General features: G+C 70.4%; 15 protein-coding genes. 5 read left to right on the forward strand and 10 right to left on the reverse strand.

What is annotated here, in order from left to right:
* Positions 1-43 precede the first annotated feature (43 nt).
* Together ACFVJQ_RS04800 and ACFVJQ_RS04805 are read right to left on the reverse strand one after the other, a co-directional pair.
* Positions 44-2,047 carry a serine/threonine-protein kinase gene (locus tag ACFVJQ_RS04800; protein WP_385780943.1) on the reverse strand — a complete coding sequence of 668 codons (2,004 nt, stop codon included), beginning with the start codon at positions 2,045-2,047 and terminating at the stop codon, positions 44-46.
* Between the two features lie 185 nt (positions 2,048-2,232).
* Positions 2,233-3,939, reverse strand: coding sequence for a glycerol-3-phosphate dehydrogenase/oxidase (locus tag ACFVJQ_RS04805; protein WP_385512603.1), 1,707 nt, complete (start codon positions 3,937-3,939; stop codon positions 2,233-2,235).
* Between the two features lie 234 nt (positions 3,940-4,173).
* Between ACFVJQ_RS04805 and ACFVJQ_RS04810 the strand changes: the two genes are divergently transcribed.
* Positions 4,174-5,382 (forward strand): nucleotide sugar dehydrogenase, encoded by a 1,209-nt coding sequence (locus ACFVJQ_RS04810; RefSeq protein WP_385512602.1) that lies wholly within the window; start codon positions 4,174-4,176, stop codon positions 5,380-5,382.
* 89 nt (positions 5,383-5,471) lie between these two features.
* Here ACFVJQ_RS04810 and ACFVJQ_RS04815 read toward each other — a convergent pair whose 3' ends face one another.
* The 4 genes from ACFVJQ_RS04815 to ACFVJQ_RS04830 all read right to left on the reverse strand — a co-directional run bounded on the left by ACFVJQ_RS04815 (position 5,472) and on the right by ACFVJQ_RS04830 (position 9,965).
* Complete coding sequence (locus ACFVJQ_RS04815; protein ID WP_129799228.1) at positions 5,472-6,596, reverse strand: GuaB3 family IMP dehydrogenase-related protein; 1,125 nt, start codon at positions 6,594-6,596, stop codon at positions 5,472-5,474.
* A gap of 117 nt (positions 6,597-6,713) precedes the next feature.
* Positions 6,714-8,219 carry an IMP dehydrogenase gene (gene guaB, locus ACFVJQ_RS04820; RefSeq protein WP_385512601.1) on the reverse strand — a complete coding sequence of 502 codons (1,506 nt, stop codon included), beginning with the start codon at positions 8,217-8,219 and terminating at the stop codon, positions 6,714-6,716.
* Between the two features lie 143 nt (positions 8,220-8,362).
* Positions 8,363-8,950 (reverse strand): sigma-70 family RNA polymerase sigma factor, encoded by a 588-nt coding sequence (locus tag ACFVJQ_RS04825; RefSeq protein WP_196460273.1) that lies wholly within the window; start codon positions 8,948-8,950, stop codon positions 8,363-8,365.
* Positions 8,951-9,353: 403 nt separating this feature from the next.
* Positions 9,354-9,965 carry a response regulator transcription factor gene (locus tag ACFVJQ_RS04830; protein WP_003948568.1) on the reverse strand — a complete coding sequence of 204 codons (612 nt, stop codon included), beginning with the start codon at positions 9,963-9,965 and terminating at the stop codon, positions 9,354-9,356.
* A gap of 380 nt (positions 9,966-10,345) precedes the next feature.
* Between ACFVJQ_RS04830 and ACFVJQ_RS04835 the strand changes: the two genes are divergently transcribed.
* A complete protein-coding gene (locus ACFVJQ_RS04835) occupies positions 10,346-10,675 on the forward strand; it encodes a WhiB family transcriptional regulator (protein WP_129799231.1) in 330 nt (109 codons plus the stop codon).
* A 77-nt stretch (positions 10,676-10,752) separates the two neighbouring features.
* Here ACFVJQ_RS04835 and ACFVJQ_RS04840 read toward each other — a convergent pair whose 3' ends face one another.
* A complete protein-coding gene (locus ACFVJQ_RS04840; RefSeq protein WP_385512600.1) occupies positions 10,753-11,700 on the reverse strand; it encodes a LysR substrate-binding domain-containing protein in 948 nt (315 codons plus the stop codon).
* A gap of 80 nt (positions 11,701-11,780) precedes the next feature.
* Between ACFVJQ_RS04840 and ACFVJQ_RS04845 the strand changes: the two genes are divergently transcribed.
* The 3 genes from ACFVJQ_RS04845 to ACFVJQ_RS04855 all read left to right on the forward strand — a co-directional run bounded on the left by ACFVJQ_RS04845 (position 11,781) and on the right by ACFVJQ_RS04855 (position 14,112).
* Entirely contained in the window at positions 11,781-12,449 is a 669-nt protein-coding gene (locus ACFVJQ_RS04845; RefSeq protein WP_385512599.1) for an MOSC domain-containing protein, read from the forward strand.
* 98 nt (positions 12,450-12,547) lie between these two features.
* Positions 12,548-13,321, forward strand: coding sequence for an SDR family NAD(P)-dependent oxidoreductase (locus ACFVJQ_RS04850; protein ID WP_385512598.1), 774 nt, complete (start codon positions 12,548-12,550; stop codon positions 13,319-13,321).
* 83 nt (positions 13,322-13,404) lie between these two features.
* Entirely contained in the window at positions 13,405-14,112 is a 708-nt protein-coding gene (locus ACFVJQ_RS04855; RefSeq protein WP_385512597.1) for an ester cyclase, read from the forward strand.
* Between the two features lie 78 nt (positions 14,113-14,190).
* Here ACFVJQ_RS04855 and groL read toward each other — a convergent pair whose 3' ends face one another.
* The 3 genes from groL to ACFVJQ_RS04870 all read right to left on the reverse strand — a co-directional run bounded on the left by groL (position 14,191) and on the right by ACFVJQ_RS04870 (position 17,322).
* A complete protein-coding gene (gene groL, locus ACFVJQ_RS04860; protein ID WP_385780951.1) occupies positions 14,191-15,819 on the reverse strand; it encodes a chaperonin GroEL in 1,629 nt (542 codons plus the stop codon).
* Positions 15,820-15,930: 111 nt separating this feature from the next.
* The gene (gene groES, locus ACFVJQ_RS04865) at positions 15,931-16,239 is read right to left on the reverse strand and encodes a co-chaperone GroES (protein WP_055493212.1); all 309 of its coding nucleotides are present in this window, start codon (positions 16,237-16,239) and stop codon (positions 15,931-15,933) included.
* A 261-nt stretch (positions 16,240-16,500) separates the two neighbouring features.
* The gene (locus ACFVJQ_RS04870) at positions 16,501-17,322 is read right to left on the reverse strand and encodes a polysaccharide deacetylase family protein (protein ID WP_385781029.1); all 822 of its coding nucleotides are present in this window, start codon (positions 17,320-17,322) and stop codon (positions 16,501-16,503) included.
* Positions 17,323-17,355 lie beyond the last annotated feature (33 nt).

The following is a 17,355-nucleotide window of genomic DNA, read 5'->3' on the forward strand; positions in this document are numbered from 1 at the left end:
GCGGACGGGAGATCTCACATCCCCAACCCGCATGCCGCCCCGATCACTTCTTCGGTTCAAAGGTCTTCGTCAGCGTCCGCCATGTGGTCCGGCGCAGTTCGCCGTCCCATGCCGCGGCCTTCGCCGTGTACATCAGTGCGTAGCCCTGATGGTCGTTCACCACGAACCCGCGGTCGATCGTCCGGTACTTCGTTCCCCCGTCGACATAGGTGAACTCCCAGTCGGCCGTGTTCCAGTCGCGGTAGTCCACCTTCTCGATGCGGATCCGGTCGTACTGCGAGCGCGTCATGTAGCGCTCCTGGTTCTTCCAGTCCGCGACGGGGTCGTCCTGCGGTGTGGAGGTCCAGGCGACGAGCAGCTTCTGACCGTTCGGCCCGGTGAACCGGTCCCCGGCCCCGTCCGACGACTGGTACTTCCATCCCTTGGGCAACCCGATGGAGTAGCCCTGGCCGCCCTGGTACGTCGACACCGCCGAAGTACCGTCGGAGGAGTCGGAGGCGTCGTCCGAGCCTTCGTCCCCTTCGGCGCCCGCACCACCGCTTGCGCCCGGCGTGTTGTCCGGTGTGGCGCCCGCCGTCGCCGACTGCGCCGCCTCCGGGTCCGTACGGACCCCGCCGCCGTCGTCCGTCTTGGTGTCGGCGCTTCTGCTCGCCCCGGCGACGGCCTTGTTGCCAGCGCTGCCGGACCCGTCGGCCCCCTCGTCGTCCCCGCCGAGCGAGACGGCCAGCACGATGCCGAGCACGACGACCAGCACGGCCACCGCGATGATGACCAGCGTCCGCCGGGGCACCACGTCGGTGAGCGGTGCCCTGGGCGCGGGCCGTGGCGGCAGGTCGGGCGGCGTCATCACGGGCCACCCCGAACTCCGGCCGCCGGAACCGGCGTTCGCGGCCTGCTTGCCCTGTGCGCCCTTCGTCGCCTGCTCACCGGCGTCGGACGACGGCGACGGGGAGGCAGTCACGGGCGCGCCGGCCTCCGCCGATGCGGAGCTCGTGGTCTTCGTACGGGCCGAGGTGGCCGCACCCGCCGCGGCCGCGGCCTTGCGCGCCGAGCGCAACGCCCCGCGCAGCCGATCAGCCGCCTCCTTACTACCGGCCCCCGCCGAACTCCCCTGCGTCGCGGGCGGCTGCGGGGGCAGCGGGACGACCTTCGTCGCGTCGGCCGGCTCAGCCGTCTTCGGCTCGGGCGCGTGGATGACCGCGTTGAGCATCGCGCGGGCACCCGCGTCGTCGAGCCGCTCAGCGGGGTCCTTGGTGAGCAGTCCGTGGATGACGTCCTTGAGGGGTCCGGCGTTCTTCGGCTCCTCCAGCGGCTCGGTCATCACCGCGGTGAGGGTCGCGATCGCGGAGCCCTTGTCGTACGGCGGCACGCCTTCGACCGCCGCATACAACAGACCGCCGAGCGACCACAGGTCGGCGGCCGGGCCGGGCTTGTGTCCGCGGGCGCGCTCGGGCGAGATGTAGGAGGGGGCGCCGACGAGCATGCCGGTGGAGGTGATGGACGGGTCGCCCTCGACCTGGGCGATACCGAAGTCGGTGAGCACGACCCGGCCGTCGTCGGCGATCAGTACGTTCGACGGCTTCACGTCGCGGTGCAGGATGCCCTCGCGGTGCGCCGAGCGCAGTACGTCGAGGATGGCGAGGCCGACCTCGGCGGCACGCTTCGGTTCGAGGAGGCCGTCCTCGCGGATGGCCTCGGCAAGGGACTTGCCCTCGACGAGTTCCATCACGATCCACGGCCGGTCGTCCTCCTCGACCACGTCGAAGACCGTCACCGCGCTGTTGTTGCGGATCCGCGCAATGGCCTTGGCCTCGCGCAGCGTGCGCGTGATCAGCCGGCGCTTCTCCTCCTCGTCGATGTTCGACGGGAACCGCAGCTCCTTGACGGCGACCGTCCGGCCGAGCGTCTCGTCCTCGGCGCGCCACACCGTGCCCATGCCGCCGCGGCCCAGTACTTCTCCCAGCCGGTACCGCCCCGCGAGAAGACGCTCGCTCTTGTCCTGACGAGTGTCCTGACGGGATGTCCCCGCCCGCTCCGCCTCCGACATGCGTCCCCTCATGCAACCCGCCCTGACAGAGCCTCCATTGTCCCTCACCCGACAAGTGCCCGACGCCCAGGGTGCCCGCGCGCCGCCACTGCCCCGCACACGGCTGTCCGGACGTGCGCTCACCGCCCTCCTCTCCCTGACCGCCGGCATCCCGCCCCCCTCTGAGCGACCCCGGCGAGAAGCGGCTAGAGCGGCACGATGTCCGGCGCCCCCAGCCGCGCCGCGTCCGCCGTCAGGTCGTCCGGCTGGCGCTGCGACTCCCGCTCCGCCTCCACCCGCTTGTTGTAGTGCTCGATCTCCCGCTCGATGTGGTCCTTGTCCCAGCCGAGCACCGGCGCCATCAGCTCGGCGGCCTCACGGGCGCTGCGAGTGCCCCGGTCGAAGGTCTCGATGGAGATACGGGTGCGCCGGGTCAGTACGTCGTCCAGGTGCCGTGCGCCCTCGTGCGAGGCGGCGTACACGACCTCGGCGCGCAGATAGTCGTCCGCTGCGTGCAGGGGCTCGCCCAGCGAGGAGTCGGCGGCGATGAGCTCGAGCACCTCCTCGGCCAGCGACCCGTACCGGTTCAGCAGGTGCTCGACGCGCACCACATGGAGTCCGGTGCGCGCGGCGATCCGGGCCCGCGCGTTCCACAGAGCCCGGTACCCCTCGGCGCCGAGCAGCGGGACGTCCTCGGTGACGCACTCGGCGACCCGCAGGTCGAGCCCGTGCACGGCCGCGTCCACCGCGTCCTTGGCCATCACCCGGTACGTCGTGTACTTGCCGCCCGCCACCACGACCAGCCCTGGCACGGGGTGCGCCACGGTGTGCTCGCGGGACAGCTTGCTGGTGGCCTCCGACTCGCCGGCGAGCAGCGGCCGGAGTCCCGCGTACACGCCCTCGACGTCGTCGCGCGTGAGCGGCACCGCCAGCACCGAGTTCACACGCTCCAGCAGATAGTCGATGTCGGCGCTGGACGCGGCCGGGTGCGCCTTGTCGAGGTCCCAGTCGGTGTCGGTGGTGCCGATGATCCAGTGCCGGCCCCAGGGGATGACGAACAGCACGGACTTCTCGGTACGCAGGATCAGCCCGGTGGTGGAGTGGATCCGGTCCTTGGGCACGACCAGGTGGATGCCCTTGGACGCCCGGACGTGGAACTGCCCCCGCTCCCCCACCATCGCCTGCGTGTCGTCGGTCCATACGCCGGTGGCATTGACGATCTGCTTGGCTCGGACCTCGTACTCCCCGCCCGCCTCGACGTCCTGCACCCGGGCGCCGACGACGCGCTCGCCCTCGCGCAGAAATCCGGTCACGCGCGCACGGTTGGCGACTTTCGCGCCGTACGACGCCGCCGTACGCACGAGTGTGGCGACGTAACGGGCGTCGTCCATCTGAGCGTCGTAGTACTGCAACGCCCCGACCAGCGCCTCCTTCTTCAGTGCGGGCGCCACGCGCAGGGCGTGACCGCGGCTCAGATGCCGGTGCACGGGCAGGCCCCGGCCGTGACCGCGGGCCATGGACATCGCGTCGTAGAGCAGGACGCCCGACCCGGCGTACAGCCGCTCCCAGCCCTTGTACTGAAGGGGATACAGAAACGGCACCGGCTTCACCAGATGCGGGGCGAGCCGCTCCAGCAGCAGCCCGCGCTCCTTCAACGCCTCCCGGACGAGCGCGAAGTCGAGCATCTCCAGATAGCGCAGGCCGCCGTGGATCAGTTTGCTGGACCTGCTCGACGTGCCCGACGCCCAGTCACGCGCCTCGACCAGGCCCGTGGACAGCCCGCGTGTCACGGCGTCCAGCGCGGTGCCCGCGCCGACCACGCCACCGCCCACGACCAGCACGTCCAGTTCCCGCTCGGCCATTGCCGCAAGGGACTCGGCGCGCTGCGCCGGCCCCAGTGTCCCTGTCCTCACCACTGCCTCCCGCTGATCGCCCGACCCGTATCCCCATGCCCAGATTCTGACCGGGTTGCCCGACTTCAGCCACCACGCGCCCCCAGCCTGTGGACAACACTCGCGGAAACGCGCCCGATCAATCCCGCAAATCGGTCATATTTACTCCTAGTGTGACATTGCGCTGCGTCCTGAACTGTCCACAGGGGTTGCGCACCTGTCCCGCTTCGGTCACTGGGAAGGACGGCCCACGCCATGCCCGCAGATCTCGCCGTCATCGGACTCGGCCCGCTCGGCCTGCCGCTGGCCCAGGCCGCCGTCGCCGCCGGCATCTCCACCGTCGGCTACAAGACCGGCCCCGAGCCCGGCTCGCTCAGCCCCGCCGAACTGCGCCGGATGCTCTCGGGGGGCTTCCGGCACGCCGCGGGACCGGCCGAGCTCGGCCGGGTGCGCACCGCGGTCATCTGCGCACCGGCGCCCAGGAACGCGGACGGCGGGCTCGACCTGAGCCAGGTGGAGATGGCCGCCCACATCCTGGCAACACGGCTGCGCCCGCACACCACGGTCATCCTGGAGTCGCCCGTATCCCCGGGGACGACGGAGGAATTCCTGCGTCCGCTCCTCGAGGAGGGCTCGGGCCTGCGCGCGGGCCGTGACTTCCACCTCGCCTACTCGCCCAGTCGGGTCGACCCCGGCAACCGCGACTTCACCCCGGCCGGCACCCCGAAGGTCATCGGCGGCCTCACCCCGGCCTGCACGGAGTCGGCCGCCACCTTCTACGGCCGGCTCACCGACAAGGTGGTACGCGCGCGTGGACTCCGCGAAGCCGAGACCGTGCAGCTCCTGGAGACCAACTACCGGCACGTCAACATCGCCCTGGTCAACGAGATGGCCGTCCTGTGCCACGACCTGGGCGTCGACCTGTGGGACGTCATCCGCTGCGCGGAGACCAAGCCGTTCGGCTTCCAGGCCTTCCGCCCCGGCCCCGGCGTCGGCGGCCACGCCGTCCCGCAGGACCTGACCGTCCGCTCGGGCCGCGGGCTGCGCATGGTGGAGCTGGCCCAGCAGGTCAACAGCCGGATGCCCCGTTACGTCGTCCAGCGCGCCGCCACCCTCCTCAACGAGCACGGCAAATCGGCGCGCGGCGCGCGCGTACTGCTGCTCGGCGTCACCTACAAGCCCGACCTCGCCGACCAGCAGGGCACCCCGGCGCAGGAGATCGCGATCCGCCTGATGGAGCTCGGCGCCGCCGTCAGCTACCACGACCCGCACATCCCGTCCTGGAGCGTCCTCGACCGCCCGGTCCCCCGCGCGGACTCCCTCTACGAGGCCGCCGCCGACGCCGACCTCACGATCCTGCTCCAGAACCACCGCACGTACGACCTCCAGGGCCTGTCGGTGAAGGCCCAGCTACTGCTGGACACGCGGGGGGCCACACCCACGGGGGCAGCGCATCGGTTGTGAAGGGAGCACGTGGGGTGGCAGGAACCCTTGGGCACGCAAAAGGGCCGGTCACCCCACCCGGGATGACCGGCCCTTCCCAGCCGTAGGCCCTACCGTCGATGCTGCGAATCGGCCACCGTCACCTCGACCCGCTGGAACTCCTTCAGCTCGCTGTACCCGGTCGTGGCCATGGCCCGCCGGAGCGCGCCGAAGAAGTTCATCGAGCCGTCGGGCGTGTGGGACGGGCCCGTGAGGATCTCCTCGATCGTGCCGACCGTGCCGAGGTCGACCTTCTTGCCGCGCGGCAGCTCCTCGTTGACGGCCTCCATGCCCCAGTGGTGGCCCTTGCCCGGCCCGTCCGTCGCGCGCGCCAGGGGGGAGCCCATCATCACCGCGTCGGCGCCGCAGGCGATCGCCTTGGGCAGGTCGCCGGACCAGCCGACGCCGCCGTCCGCGATCACGTGCACGTACCGCCCGCCGGATTCGTCCATGTAGTCCCGGCGGGCCGCCGCCACGTCGGCCACCGCGGTGGCCATCGGCACCTGGATGCCCAGGACGTTGCGCGTGGTGTGCGCGGCGCCGCCGCCGAAGCCGACCAGGACGCCGGCCGCGCCGGTGCGCATGAGGTGCAGGGCCGCGGTGTAGGTGGCACAGCCGCCGACGATCACCGGGACGTCGAGCTCGTAGATGAACTGCTTCAGGTTCAGCGGCTCGTGCGAGGACGAGACGTGCTCCGCGGAGACCGTCGTACCGCGGATGACGAAGATGTCCACGCCCGCGTCCACCACGGCCTTGGAGAACTGGGCCGTGCGCTGCGGGGAGAGCGCGGCGGCGGTGACCACGCCGGAGTCGCGCACCTCCTTGATGCGCTGCCCGATCAGCTCCTCCTTGATGGGAGCGGCGTAGATCTCCTGCAGGCGACGCGTCGCGGCCTCGACCGGCAGGCCGACGATCTCGTCGAGCAGCGGCTGCGGGTCCTCGTACCGCGTCCACAGGCCTTCGAGGTTCAGCACGCCGAGGCCACCGAGCTCGCCGATGCGGATCGCCGCGGCCGGCGAGACGACCGAGTCCATGGGGGCTGCCAGGAAGGGCAGCTCGAAGCGGTAGGCGTCGATCTGCCAGGCGATCGAGACCTCCTTCGGGTCCCGCGTACGGCGGCTGGGGACGACGGCAATGTCGTCGAAGGCGTACGCCCGGCGGCCGCGCTTGCCGCGCCCGATCTCGATCTCAGTCACTTGTGAGGCCTTTCCCTGATGCGTTGCAGCGCCTTCCAGTATCCCCGACGGGTACGCCAAGGGCGGCCCCGGAGCATCCGGAGCCGCCCTCGAATGTGCTTCACGCGCGCGTGCGTCTCACTTACGGCTGTAGTTCGGCGCCTCGACGGTCATCTGGATGTCGTGCGGGTGGCTCTCCTTCAGGCCCGCCGAGGTGATCCGGACGAACCGGCCCCGCTCCTGCAGGGCGCGCACGTCCCTGCCGCCGACGTAGAACATCGACTGGCGCAGACCGCCCACCAGCTGGTGGACGACGGAGGACAGCGGGCCGCGGTAGGGCACCTGGCCCTCGATGCCCTCGGGGACCAGCTGCTCGTCGGAGGCGACGCCCTCCTGGAAGTAGCGGTCCTTGGAGAACGACTTGCGGTCGCCGCGGGTCTGCATGGCGCCGAGCGACCCCATGCCGCGGTACGACTTGAACTGCTTGCCGTTGATGAACATCAGCTCGCCCGGCGACTCCTCGCAGCCCGCGAGCAGCGAGCCCAGCATCACCGTGTCGGCGCCCGCGACCAGGGCCTTGGCGATGTCGCCGGAGTACTGCAGACCACCGTCGCCGATCACCGGAACGCCGGCGTCCTTGGCGGCGAGCGCGGCCTCGTAGATGGCCGTGACCTGCGGGACGCCCACGCCGGCGACCACGCGGGTGGTGCAGATGGAGCCGGGGCCGACACCGACCTTGATGCCGTCCACACCGGAGTCGATCAGCGCCTGGGCGCCGTCGCGGGTGGCGACGTTGCCGCCGATGACATCGACGCCGGACGAGTTCGACTTGATCTTGGCGACCATGTCGCCGACCAGCCGGGAGTGGCCGTGCGCGGTGTCGACGACGATGAAGTCGACGCCCGCCTCGATCAGGGCCTGGGCGCGCTCGAAGGCGTCGCCCGCGACACCGACCGCCGCGCCGACGAGGAGACGGCCCTCGGCGTCCTTGGCGGCGTTCGGGTACTTCTCGGCCTTGACGAAGTCCTTGACCGTGATCAGGCCCTTGAGGACACCTGCGTCGTCGACCAGCGGCAGCTTCTCGATCTTGTGCCGGCGCAGCAGCTCCATGGCGTCGACGCCGGAGATGCCGACCTTGCCGGTGACCAGCGGCATCGGCGTCATGACCTCGCGCACCCGGCGGGAACGGTCGGTCTCGAAGGCCATGTCGCGGTTGGTGACTATGCCGAGCAGCTTGCCGGCCGGGTCGGTGACCGGGACGCCGCTGATCCGGAACTTGCCGCAGATCGCGTCGGCCTCGGCGAGCGTGGCGTCCGGGTTGATGGTGATCGGGTCGGTGACCATCCCGGACTCGGAGCGCTTGACCAGGTCGACCTGGTTGGCCTGGTCCTCGATGGACAGGTTGCGGTGCAGCACACCGACGCCGCCCTGGCGGGCCATCGCGATCGCCATGCGCGACTCGGTGACCTTGTCCATGGCGGCGGACAGGAGCGGGATGTTGACCCGCACGTTCTTGGAGACGTACGAGGCGGTGTCGATCTCGTCGGGTGCCATGTCCGACGGGCCCGGCAGCAGCAGCACGTCGTCGTAGGTCAGCCCGAGTGTCGCGAATTTCCCGGGCACTCCGTCGACGTTGGCAGTCATGACACCTTCCCCAAATGGCCTTGATCGGTGCGGATGTCCATGCTAACGGGAAGCATGGCTCTCTCATTCCACGGTTCTGGGCCGCCGCGGGCTTCGTATGTTCGTACGGAACCGAGCAGAAGCCTGTTCATCCGTGGCCGGCTTCACTGCTCGGCCAGGGCCCTCAGCCTGCTCAGCGCCCTGTGCTGGGCCACCCGGACCGCTCCGGGTGACATTCCCAACATCTGTCCAGTCTCCTCCGCCGTGAGACCCACGGCGATGCGGAGCAGCAGCAGTTCACGCTGGTTCTCCGGGAGGTTGGCCAGCAGTTTCTTGGCCCACTCGGCGTCGCTGCTGAGCAGCGCCCGCTCCTCCGGGCCCAGCGAGTCGTCCGGACGCTCCGGCATCTCGTCGGACGGGACCGCCGTCGAGCCGGGGTGCCGCATCGCGGCCCGCTGCAGGTCGGCGACCTTGTGGGCGGCGATGGCGAAGACAAAGGCCTCGAAGGGGCGCCCGGTGTCCCGGTAGCGCGGCAGGGCGAGGAGGACGGCCACACAGACCTCCTGGGCCAGGTCCTCGACGAAGTGGCGCGCATCACCCGGGAGGCGCGACAGCCGGGTGCGGCAGTAGCGCAGCGCCAGTGGGTGGACATGGGCGAGCAGGTCGTGCGTGGCCTGCTCGTCCCCGTCGACCGCGCGGTGGACGAGCGCACCGATCGCCCCTTGGGCAGTGGCCGCCTCGTCGTCACGCATCGGTCCATGGTGCCCTGCGGCCGGATACTCCGCGGCACTGCCTCCGTTGTTGTGCACCGAAGCGTTATGAGCAGGTGCGCCGGAACTCATCCCCTGCGCCCTCCCCTTCCGCTCGACCGACTCGTCCCCGAGGAACTCCACACCTCCAAGGATGCGGCATCCGCGCCGAAACGAGCAGCGGGCACCGACCGCGCTACCGCACCGACGCTTCGCCACCGCGCCCCACAACGGGCGCCAGGGACGCGGGGCTGTATCGACCTGCGGCTCCGCCGCGATGGGGGTCCCCCCGCTCGAGCGAAGCCGAGAGCAGGGGAGCGACCAGCCACAACGGACCCGCACCCCGCAGAGGCCCGCAGCCCACGACTACGACCCGCAGCCCTGTAACCGCCTGCCCAGCGGAGCGCTACCGCACCAGACCCCACCGGAACCCAAGCGCCACCGCATGTGCCCGGTCCGAGGCGCCGAGCTTCTTGAAGAGGCGTCGGGCGTGGGTCTTGACGGTGTCCTCGGAGAGGAACAGCTCGCGGCCGATCTCGGCGTTGGAGCGGCCGTGGCTCATGCCTTCGAGCACCTGGATCTCGCGCGCGGTGAGCGTGGGCGCGGCGCCCATCTCGGCGGAGCGCAGCCGACGCGGGGCGAGCCGCCAGGTGGGGTCGGCGAGGGCCTGCGTGACGGTGGCGCGCAGCTCGGCGCGCGAGGCGTCCTTGTGCAGGTAGCCGCGGGCGCCGGCGGCGACCGCGAGGGCCACGCCGTCCAGGTCCTCGGCGACGGTGAGCATGATGATGCGCGCACCGGGGTCGGCGGACAGCAGCCGCCGCACGGTCTCGACGCCGCCCAGTCCGGGCATGCGTACATCCATGAGAATGAGGTCCGAGCGGTCGGCACCCCAGCGGCGGAGGACTTCCTCGCCGTTGGCCGCCGTCGTCACACGCTCGACGCCGGGCACGGTCGCGACCGCGCGGCGGAGCGCCTCTCGGGCAAGCGGGGAGTCGTCGCAGACGAGGACGGAAGTCATGGCCGCCCTCCGCAGCTGATGCGCGTCACCTTGAGCCTCCAGGCTGGTACGAAATCGTCACCTGTGCGGTCGACCGTCTCGGACGCCTGCCCGAGCGCTTGTGTTTTCAACCGCCTCCGCACTCTCAACGACGGTCACTCGAAAGAGTTACGGGGCTGTGTGCCGTCTTCGGCACTCTACGTGAGGGTGCGGACACGCGGCAGGCGCGCGCAGTGGACCCTCAACGTTTCATCACAACCATGCCCCATTTAGCCCTATTTCTTCCCATTCACTGGTGTCTGAGGCTAGATTCGCAATGAGTCATATTTTCATCTCCTTAGATCGTAGTTGTACGGTCGTGGGCACCGTATCCACCCAGAACGGCTACAAGGGGTCACGCAATGGCAGATTTCTCCCGCCTTCCCGGACCGAACGCGGACCTGTGGGACTGGCAGCTCCTGGCTGCCTGTCGCGGGGTGGACAGCTCGCTCTTCTTCCATCCGGAGGGCGAGCGCGGGGCGGCTCGGAGCGCTCGCGAGAACTCGGCCAAAGAGGTCTGCATGAGGTGCCCGGTCCGCGCGGAGTGCGCGGCGCATGCGCTGGCGGTACGCGAGCCGTACGGCGTGTGGGGCGGATTGACCGAGGACGAGCGCGAGGAGCTCATGGGGCGGGCACGGCACCGGCTGGTGTCGGCGTCGACGGCCGACGGAAGCACCGCCACGAGCAACTGAACATCTGAAGGAACGTTTCTGCAGGAGGACCCGCGCACACGCGCCCACACCTTTGACCCGACGTATGCCCAGGGGGCTCAGCGCGCCGCCGCGCGCGTCAACTCGTCCAGCGTCGCCACCACCGCCGGCACCTGAGCCAGGTCGGGCAGCGTGAGGGCGACGATCTCCCGCCGTACCGCCGGCTCCAGCGTCACCGCACGCGCCCCTCGCGGCCGTACCGACTCGATCGCGAGCTGGGGCAGCACCGCGACCCCCAGACCCGCGCCGACCAGGCCGACAACCGCCGGATAGTCGTCGGTGGCGAAGTCGATCCGGGGGGTGAAGCCCGCCCCCTCGCACACCTCGATCAGCTGACCGCGACAGCGGGGGCAGCCCGCGATCCACGGTTCCTCGGCGAGTTCGCCGATGGCGACGGACTCCGCGCGCGCGAGCCGGTGCCGTTCGGGCACCAGCCCCACCAGCCGGTCGGTCAGCAGCGGCCGTACCACCAGGTCGTCCCACTCCTCGGCGCCCGCCGCTCCCTCCCGTCTCCCGCCGCCGCCCTTCCAAGGAGGCGCTTCGCGCCACCCCTCCTCATAGCGGAAGGCGAGCGCGATGTCGCAGTCGCCCTCGCGCAGCAGCTCGACGGACTTCGGCGGCTCGGCCTCCTCCAGGGAGACGCGGGTGCCGGGGTGCGCGGCGCGCAGCGCAGCGAGGGCGCTGGGGACGAGGGCGGAGCTGCCGCTGGGGAAGGAGACGAGCCGGACCCGCCCGGCGCGCAGTCCGGCGATCGCGGCGACCTCCTCCTCGGCCGCGGTGAGCCCGGCGAGGATGCCCGAGGCATGCCGTACGAGCGCCTCGCCGGCCTGGGTGAGGCGCATCTCGCGGCCGCTGCGGACCAGCAGCGGCGTGCCGACGGATGCCTCCAGGGCCTTCATCTGCTGACTGACGGCGGGCTGGGTGCAGCCCAGTTCGCGCCCCGCCGCCGAGAAGGAGCCGGTGGTGGCGACGGCGCGCAGGACGCGCAGATGACGGGCCTCGATCACACTTCGAGGATAAGCGAGGCTTTGATACGACGCCGAATATTGGGTCGACTCTTTGACGGCGGGCCGCCTACCGTGCGCTCATGAAGCTTCTCTCAGTCAACCTGGGCCGTCCGAAGGCCGTGCCGTACACGGACAATCCGGAGGGCGTGACCGGCATCGACAAGCAGCCTGTGGAGGGGCCGGTGCGGGTGGCGGCGCCCGGCCCCAAGGGCATCGGCGGGAGCGGGCTGGCCGGGGATGCGGTGTGCAAGAGAGAGCACCACGGGGGCAACGACCAGGCCGTGTACGCGGTGGCGCGCGAGGACCTGGACGACTGGGAGCGCGAGCTCGGGCGACCGCTCGCCAACGGGTCGTTCGGCGAGAACCTCACGACCGAGGGCCTCGACGTGTCCGGCGCGCTGATCGGCGAGCGCTGGCGCATCGGTGCCGGGGTGGTGCTGGAGGTCTCCAGCGGGCGGATCCCGTGCCGCACCTTCCAGGGGCACCTGGGCGAGAAGCGGTGGGTGAAGCGGTTCACGGAGAAGGGGGCGTCGGGTGCGTACCTGCGGGTGATCGAGCCGGGCGAGATCCGTGCCGGGGATCGGGTCGAGATCGTCCACCGTCCTGACCACGACGTGACGGTCGCCCTGCAGTTCCGGGCGGTCACCACCGAGCGGGAGCTGCTGCCCCGGCTGCTCGCGGCGGGGACGGCGCTGCATCCGGAGACGCTGGCGGCGGCGCGCAAGTACGCGGAGCAGCAAGCTTCCTGACGGATCGTCGCGGGTAGTGGCCACTGCAGGAGCCCTGAGCCGTCCTCACCCGCCCGCCGCGCACGGAATCTTCACCTCCGGGTCACTACTCTTGGTCCATGACAACGGCTCTGATTACGGGATCGACCGCGGGGATCGGCGCCGCGTTCGCGCGGCGGCTGGCGGCTGACGGGCACAACCTGGTTCTGGTGGCCCGGGACACCGAGCGGCTCGGCGAGCAGGCCACCGAGTTGCACGACCGGCACGGCATCGAGGCGGAGGTGCTGACGGCGGACCTGGCGACGGACGACGGCATCGAGGCGGTCGCCGCCCGGCTGGGCGACCGCAAGAACCCCGTCGACCTGCTGATCAACAACGCCGGCTTCGGCAACAAGGGACGCTTTCTCGACGTCTCCATGGCCGACGAGCTGAAGATGCTCAAGGTGCACTGCGAGGCGGTGCTGCGGCTGACGTCGGCGGCGACGGAGGCGATGCGGGAGCGCGGGCGCGGCGGTGTCGTCAACGTCGCCTCGGTAGCGGCGTTTCTGCCGCGCGGGACGTACGGCGCGTCGAAGGCGTGGGTCGTGCAGTTCACCCAGGGCGTGGCGCGCGATCTGGAGGGCAGCGGAGTGCGGTTGATGGCGCTGTGCCCCGGGTTCGTGCGGACGGAGTTCCATGAGCGGGCCGGGATGGGGACGGACAACATCCCGGGCTGGATGTGGCTCGACGCCGACAAGCTCGTGGCGGCGGCGCTGTCGGATCTGGCGCGGGGGAGGTCGGTGTCGATTCCGGATCCGCGGTACAAGGCGCTGATGGGGTTGGTGAAGGTGGCGCCTCGGGGGTTGCTCGGGGGGATCAGTTCGCGGACGGGGCGGAAGTACGGGCCGCAGTAGCGGTCCGTGACAGGACTCCGTGGGGGGAGTCCGTAGGACAATGGAGCTGTTCAACCGGACCAGGGGGGCCGGGAGGTGGCTCCATGACATTCGTGCAGGTCATCGACTGCAAGACCAGTCGGTTCGACGAGATGAACCGGCTGATGGACACCTGGGTCGAGCAGACCAAGGGGAAGCGGACGGCGACGCACAGTGTGATCGGGAAGGACCGGTCCGACGCGTCGCACGTCATCGAGATCGTGGAATTCCCCTCGTACGAGGAGGCGATGCGGAATTCCACTCTGCCGGAGACCGATCGGGTCTTCCAGGAGTTGGTCGCCCTGTGCGACGAGATGCCGACGCTCACCGATCTGGACGTGGTGCGCGACGAGCAATTGTACGCGGCGACCGTGCGGCGGTTCTTCGAGGTGATCGCCACGAAGGGTGAGCTGCCGCCGCTGAACGCCGTGATGGCGGAGCACTATCGCGAGCACAATCCCGCGGATGAGCAGGACGTCCTCGGGATGGACCACGTCCGGCGCGAGTTGGACGAGTGGCGGGCGGCCTTCGACTTCGAGTTCAGCATCGAGGATCTCATCGCGCAGGGCGACCGGGTGTGCGCGCGGTGGTTCTGGAAGGGCACCCACAAGGGCGACTTCCTGGGGATCCCGGCCACCGGGAAGCAGGTCTCCATGACGGGGACGACCATCTTCCGGTGCGGCGGGGACGGAAAGCTCGCCGAGGGCTGGTGGGAGTACGACCGGATGGGGCTGATGACGCAACTGGGCGCGTTCGAGGAGTTGGAGCGGTAGACGGCACGGCAACGCGCGGGGCCCGGCGCCCCCTCACCGAGGGGACGCCGGGCCCTTGTTGCCGGGTGGCGGCCGACGTCAGTGCGCGTGGCCGTGACCGTGGCCCGCAGCCGCGGCCTCCGGCTCCTCTTCCTTCTTCTCGACGACCAGGGTCTCGGTCGTCAGCAGCAGGGAGGCGATGGAGGCGGCGTTCTCCAGGGCGGAGCGGGTGACCTTGACCGGGTCGATGACGCCGGCCTTGATCAGGTCGCCGTACTCGCCGGTGGCGGCGTTGAAGCCCTGGCCCTTCTCGAGCTCGGCGACCTTGGAGGTGATGACATAGCCTTCCAGGCCGGCGTTCTCGGCGATCCAGCGCAGCGGCTCGACGGCGGCCTTGCGGACGACGGCGACACCGGTGGCCTCGTCGCCTTCCTTGCCGAGGTTGTCCTCGAGCACCTTCACGGCGTGGACGAGCGCGGAGCCACCACCGGAGACGATGCCTTCCTCGACCGCGGCGCGGGTCGCGGAGATGGCGTCCTCCAGACGGTGCTTCTTCTCCTTCAGCTCCACCTCGGTGGCGGCGCCGACCTTGATCACGCACACGCCGCCGGCCAGCTTGGCGAGGCGCTCCTGGAGCTTCTCGCGGTCCCAGTCGGAGTCCGTGGCCTCGATCTCGGCCTTGATCTGCGCGATCCGGCCCTCGACGTCCGCCTTGTTGCCGGCACCGTCGACGATCGTGGTGTCGTCCTTGGTGACGGTGACGCGGCGGGCGGTGCCGAGGACGTCGACGCCGACCTGGTCGAGCTTGAGGCCGACCTCCTCGGAGATGACCGTGGCGCCGGTGAGGACCGCCATGTCCTGCAGCATCGCCTTGCGGCGGTCGCCGAAGCCGGGGGCCTTGACGGCGGTGGCGTTGAAGGTGCCGCGGATCTTGTTGACGACGAGGGTGGACAGGGCCTCGCCCTCCACGTCCTCGGCGATGATCAGCAGCGGCTTGGAGGAGTTGGCCTGGATGATCTTCTCCAGCAGCGGCAGGAGGTCCGCGATCGCGGCGATCTTGCCCTGGTGGATGAGGATGTACGGCTCGTCGAGGACGGCCTCCATGCGCTCCTGGTCCGTCACGAAGTACGGCGACAGGTAGCCCTTGTCGAAGGCCATGCCCTCGGTGAAGTCCAGCTCCAGACCGAAGGTGTTGGACTCCTCGACGGTGATGACACCGTCCTTGCCGACCTTGTCCATCGCCTCGGCGATCAGCTCGCCGACCTGCTGGTCCTGGGCGGACAGCGCGGCGACGGCGGCGATGTCGGACTTCTCGTCGATCGGCCGGGCGGAGCCCAGCAGGTCCTCGGAGACGGCGGCGACGGCGGCGTCGATGCCCTTCTTCAGGGCGGCCGGGGAGGCACCGGCGGCGACGTTCTTCAGGCCCTCGCGGACCAGCGCCTGGGCCAGCACGGTGGCGGTGGTCGTACCGTCACCAGCGATGTCGTTGGTCTTGGTCGCCACCTCCTTCACCAGCTGGGCGCCGAGGTTCTCGTACGGGTCCTCGACCTCGACCTCACGGGCGATGGTGACACCGTCGTTGGTGATGGTGGGGGCGCCGAACTTCTTGTCGATGACGACGTTGCGGCCCTTGGGGCCGATCGTCACCTTGACCGTGTCGGCGAGCTTGTTGACGCCGCGCTCGAGGGCGCGACGGGCGTCCTCGTCGAACTTCAGGATCTTCGCCATGACAGCGTGAGCCCTCTCGGAAATCTTGGATGAAATGACGCTGCGCCCCGGGCGCCCGGCTTCTCAGTGGTCGCGGGGGCCAGGGGCGCAGCTCAAAAACTTGAGGTGGTCTTACTTCTCGATGATCGCGAGCACGTCGCGAGCCGAGAGGACGAGGTACTCCTCGCCGTTGTACTTCACCTCGGTGCCGCCGTACTTGCTGTACAGCACGATGTCGCCGGTCTTGACGTCGAGCGGAAGGCGCTCGCCGTTCTCGAAGCGGCCCGGGCCCACGGCCAGGACGACGCCCTCCTGGGGCTTCTCCTTGGCGGTGTCCGGAATGACCAGGCCAGAGGCCGTGGTCTGCTCGGCGTCCAGCGGCTGGACCACGATGCGGTCCTCGAGCGGCTTGATGGCAACCTTGGAGCTGGCGGTCGTCACGATCCGACCTCCCCCTTCGGAGATCTCACGGGGTTAACTGTCTGAGGTGGCGACCAGGTCGATCCGTCGTCGCGGGTGCCGGACCTGCCCGTCGCTTTGTTGGCACTCTCCTGTGTCGAGTGCCAGAGCCGAGACTATGACCGGGGTTAGCACTCGGTCAAGCGGAGTGCCAATTGCCGTGCGGCGCGGCGCGGGGTTTCTGTGGCCGACGGTTGTTCGGTGCCCTGCGTCGGAGCGACCCGGGGGCTGCTCCCCAGCCCCCTACAGGTAGTCCTCCAGCCGTCCCACCGTCAGGCCCGCCTGCTGGATCAGGCGCAGCAGGTGGGTCGTGCGGGACCGCAGGGTCGGGGTGGGGGTTTCTGTTGCGGGGACGGAGATGATGTCGCCGGGGTGGAGGCGGGGGGCTCCGTCGGTGTACGCGAGGGTGTCGGCGTTCATGGTGGCGCGCCAGAGGACCACGGCGGCGATGCCGCAGTCGGCGGCGGCGCGCAGGGTGGTCGTGTCGTACGTGCCGTAGGGCGGGCGGAAGAGGCGGGGACGGATGCCGAAGCGGGACCGGAGTTTGTTCTGCTGGCCGCAGATCTCGGCGCGTTGACCGGCGTACGGCAGTCCGCGCAGGGCGGCGTGGTCGAGGGTGTGGTTCTGGACGCTAGCACCGACCGAGCGCAGGCGGGCGAAGTGGCCGTAGCCCGGTCCGACGACGCTGTCCGTGAGGAACATGCTGACCGGCAGGCGCAGTTCGCGGACCATGTCGACGAACCGCGGGTCCTTCTCGGCGCCGTCGTCGTAGGTCAGGAAGACGACCTTGTCGCGGGTCCGGACGCGGTCGACGACGGGTGGGAGGCTGCCCGGGCGCCGGGAGGGGAGCGAGAGGGACGGCTGTGGGGCCGGAGCCAGGGGGGCGGTCAGGCCCCAGCGGACGTGGGCCGGGGCTTCCGAGGGCGAACCGGGGGCTCCCGCCCGGTCCGACGGCCCCTGGGCGGAGCGCTCGGCGGGGGTGACGGTCAGGGCGCAGCCGGTCAGCAGGATCAGCAGCAGTGCGGGGCCGGCCAGCCGTCTGCGCCTGGGGCCTGTCCGGCGGATCAGGTCGCAGACGCGGGGTCTGGCACGCCCTTC

The organism is Streptomyces sp. NPDC127197 (assembly GCF_042672405.1).
In the GTDB taxonomy this organism is placed as follows: domain Bacteria; phylum Actinomycetota; class Actinomycetes; order Streptomycetales; family Streptomycetaceae; genus Streptomyces; species Streptomyces flavusporus.

Bases quoted from the DNA above. Each gene is read 5' to 3' on its own strand.
- guaB (WP_385512601.1), bottom strand. From the start codon at position 8,219: ATGACTGCCAACGTCGACGGAGTGCCCGGGAAATTCGCGACACTCGGG.
- ACFVJQ_RS04800 (WP_385780943.1), bottom strand. From the start codon at position 2,047: ATGTCGGAGGCGGAGCGGGCGGGGACATCCCGTCAGGACACTCGTCAG.
- ACFVJQ_RS04855 (WP_385512597.1), top strand. From the start codon at position 13,405: ATGACATTCGTGCAGGTCATCGACTGCAAGACCAGTCGGTTCGACGAG.
- ACFVJQ_RS04825 (WP_196460273.1), bottom strand. From the start codon at position 8,950: ATGCGTGACGACGAGGCGGCCACTGCCCAAGGGGCGATCGGTGCGCTC.
- ACFVJQ_RS04845 (WP_385512599.1), top strand. From the start codon at position 11,781: ATGAAGCTTCTCTCAGTCAACCTGGGCCGTCCGAAGGCCGTGCCGTAC.
- ACFVJQ_RS04835 (WP_129799231.1), top strand. From the start codon at position 10,346: ATGGCAGATTTCTCCCGCCTTCCCGGACCGAACGCGGACCTGTGGGAC.
- groL (WP_385780951.1), bottom strand. From the start codon at position 15,819: ATGGCGAAGATCCTGAAGTTCGACGAGGACGCCCGTCGCGCCCTCGAG.
- ACFVJQ_RS04810 (WP_385512602.1), top strand. From the start codon at position 4,174: ATGCCCGCAGATCTCGCCGTCATCGGACTCGGCCCGCTCGGCCTGCCG.
- ACFVJQ_RS04850 (WP_385512598.1), top strand. From the start codon at position 12,548: ATGACAACGGCTCTGATTACGGGATCGACCGCGGGGATCGGCGCCGCG.
- ACFVJQ_RS04830 (WP_003948568.1), bottom strand. From the start codon at position 9,965: ATGACTTCCGTCCTCGTCTGCGACGACTCCCCGCTTGCCCGAGAGGCG.